4 protein-coding genes are annotated in these 2,973 nt (G+C 57.1%); all 4 read left to right on the forward strand.

All coding sequences use genetic code 11. The features are described from left to right. The first annotated feature begins 100 nt into the window (after window positions 1–100). Window positions 101–418, forward strand: a complete 318-nt coding sequence (locus DK261_RS08770) for a transposase (protein WP_110175592.1) — start codon at window positions 101–103, stop codon at window positions 416–418. Then, window positions 415–750 (forward strand): IS66 family insertion sequence element accessory protein TnpB, encoded by a 336-nt coding sequence (tnpB, locus tag DK261_RS33495; RefSeq protein ID WP_146218524.1) that lies wholly within the window; start codon window positions 415–417, stop codon window positions 748–750. Before DK261_RS08770 ends, tnpB begins: the two co-directional genes overlap by 4 nt. A 62-nt stretch (window positions 751–812) precedes the next feature. Further along, window positions 813–2,384, forward strand: coding sequence for an IS66 family transposase (locus DK261_RS08780; protein WP_110175593.1), 1,572 nt, complete (start codon window positions 813–815; stop codon window positions 2,382–2,384). Between the two features lies 1 nt (window position 2,385). Further along, window positions 2,386–2,949 carry an AAA family ATPase gene (locus tag DK261_RS08785; protein WP_256597558.1) on the forward strand — a complete coding sequence of 188 codons (564 nt, stop codon included), beginning with the start codon at window positions 2,386–2,388 and terminating at the stop codon, window positions 2,947–2,949. Window positions 2,950–2,973 lie beyond the last annotated feature (24 nt).

Raw genomic sequence — 2,973 nt, forward strand, 5'->3', positions numbered from 1 at the left:
GTAAGCGGCTGGGGAAGTCACCTTCCGAACTCCAGCATTAAGGGCGATGGTGTCCGCGTATTTTTAAGCGGACGCGATCGCCCTTAACGTCAGGATTTCCATGCGCCAACGAAGCTCTTACCCGAAACCCTTCAAGGCCCAGGTTGTTCAGGAATGCCTGCAACCGGGCGCAACCCTATCCAGCGTCGCCATCAGCCACGGCATCAACGCCAACGTGATCCGCAAGTGGCTACCACTTTACCGAGATCAGTCACCAGCGGCGTTGCCAGCTTTCGTTCCGTTGAGAGCTACGCCCAAACGGCAGGCGGAAGCATTGGCGATCATCGAGCTGTTGCTTGGCGAGCAATCGATCACAGTGAAATGGCCAACCTCCGATCCTGACGGCTGCGCCCGCTTTGTCCGTGGACTCACGCAATGATTCGCATCGACGCCATCTGGCTTGCCACCGAGCCCATGGACATGCGTGCCGGCACTGAAACTGCGCTGGCCAGGGTGATCGCGGTGTTCGGTGCGGCGAAGCCGCACTGCGCTTATCTGTTTGCCAACCGCCGCGCCACTCGTATGAAAGTGCTGGTGCATGACGGGTTTGGAGTCTGGCTGGCTGCTCGCCGATTGAACCAAGGAAAGTTTCACTGGCCCGGCATTCGACAAGGCTGCGAGATAGAACTGGATACCGAGCAACTTCAAGCGTTGGTGCTCGGCCTACCTTGGCAGCGTGTTGGGGCTGGCGGTGTAATCACACTGCTTTAAAAAGCTGTAATTAGCTCCTTGGCCTACTGCCGCAAACGACCTGCTTTGGTAAAATCCAGGGCATGACTTCCTCACCCAATCTCGATCAGATGAGCGCCGACCAACTGCGCGCCTTCGCGGCGCAGTTGCTGTCCCAGGTTGATTCGCTCGGACAGCAAGTCGACAGGATGGGCAAGAAGAATGACCGCGACCAAACCATCATCGAGCAACTCACCCACGAAATCGCCTGGTTCAAACGTAACAAGTTTGCTAAGCGCAGTGAGCAATTAAGCCCTGCTCAAGGCAGCCTGCTCGATGACCTGCTCGACACAGACATCGCGGCCATTGAAGCCGAGCTGAAGGCGTTGAATCCGCCGGCTGCGCCGGCCGAGCCACGCAAGCAGCCCAGGCGTGTTCCATTGCCTGCGCAGTTTCCGCGTACCGTGATTTATCACGAACCAGACAACACCCAATGCCCCTGCGGATGCCAGCTCCAGCGGATCGGCGAAGACGTCAGCGAAAAGCTCGATTACACGCCGGGCGTGTTCACCGTGGAGCAGCATGTGCGCGGGAAATGGGTCTGCCGCGAGTGTGAAACGCTGACTCAGGCACCGGTTCCGGCCCAGGTAATCGACAAGGGCATACCGACCGCAGGGCTGCTGGCTCACGTGATGGTGGCCAAATTCGCCGACCATTTGCCCCTGTATCGCCAAGAGAAAATCTTTGGCCGCGCCGGCCTGGCTATCGCCCGCTCGACACTGGCGCAATGGGTCGGCCAAACCGGCGTGCAACTCCAGCCCTTGGTCGACGCGCTGCGTGAAACGGTACTTGCCCAAGGCGTGATTCACGCAGACGAAACCCCAGTGCAGATGCTCGCGCCGGGCGAAAAGAAAACCCATCGTGCTTATGTCTGGGCCTACTGCACAACGCCGTTTTCGGCACTTAAAGCAGTGGTTTACGACTTCAGCCCGAGCCGTGCGGGTGAGCATGCACGCAACTTCCTTGGGCAATGGAACGGCAAGCTGGTTTGCGATGATTTCGCCGGCTACAAAGCAAGCTTTCAGCAAGGCATCACCGAAATCGGCTGCATGGCCCATGCCCGCCGCAAGTTCTTCGATCTGCATGCGACGAACAAAAGCCAACTGGCCGAACAGGCGCTGCACTCAATTGGCGGGTTGTATGAAATCGAACGGCAAGCGCGGGAAATGACCGACGAGGATCGCTGGCGAATACGTCAGGAAAAAGCGGCGCCCCTTATCGATGCACTGCATACCTGGATGCTGGCCCAGCGCGACCTTGTGCCCGAAGGCTCGGCTATCGCCAAAGCTCTGGATTACAGCCTCAAGCGCTGGGGCGCACTGGTTCGATATCTCGAGGACGGCGCTGTGCCCATCGATAATAACGCGGTCGAAAATCAGATAAGGCCATGGGCACTCGGACGCTCGAACTGGTTGTTCGCCGGATCGCTACGCAGCGGCAAACGGGCGGCAGCAATCATGAGCTTGATCCAGTCTGCGCGCATAAATGGGCATGATCCGTATGCGTACCTGAAGGACGTTCTTACTCGGCTGCCAACGCAGCGGGCGAGTGAGATCGCTCGACTGCTGCCACATCAGTGGGGCACTGTTAATTTATCGGAGATGGCAACGTTTTAGAGTGGCTGAAAGCGAAATGACAAAAGAGACGGCACGTTACATCTTGATCACAGGCGCTGCAGGTACCGGCACCACGACCTTAGCGGATGCTTTAGCAAAGGAACTGAGCACAACTCACCTGGAAGCAGATGATTTTTTGTGGCTGCCCAGTAACCCGCCATATCAGCATCTGGCAGACAAAACGCAACGAGGAGCGCGCTTGCTACAAGAAATGCGCTCTCATGGCCGTGCAGTGGTTGCCGGATCAGTAATGGGCTGGGGTCAACCGCTTGAGAGCGAATTTGATCTTGTGGTGTTCCTTTATCTTCCTGTTGAACTCAGATTAGAGAGACTAAAACGTCGAGAGGTAAAACGCTTCGGTCAAGCAAAGCCGGAGTTTCTGGCTTGGGCAGCTCAGTATGATGAGGGGGGCGTCCCTGGACGTAGCTTGGCCAGGCATCAGGAATGGCTGTCTGCGCTTACCTGTACTGTCTTAAAGCTTGAGGGGGACATATCCGTTACAGATCGGGTACGGCAAATACTGGATGCAGTCGACGGACTGAACCACACACCGTCAGTCATGTGAACGTGTGTTGGCTATACGCTTACA

Origin of the sequence: Pseudomonas sp. RW409 (assembly GCF_003184125.1) — a bacterium.
In the GTDB taxonomy this organism is placed as follows: domain Bacteria; phylum Pseudomonadota; class Gammaproteobacteria; order Pseudomonadales; family Pseudomonadaceae; genus Aquipseudomonas; species Aquipseudomonas chlororaphis_I.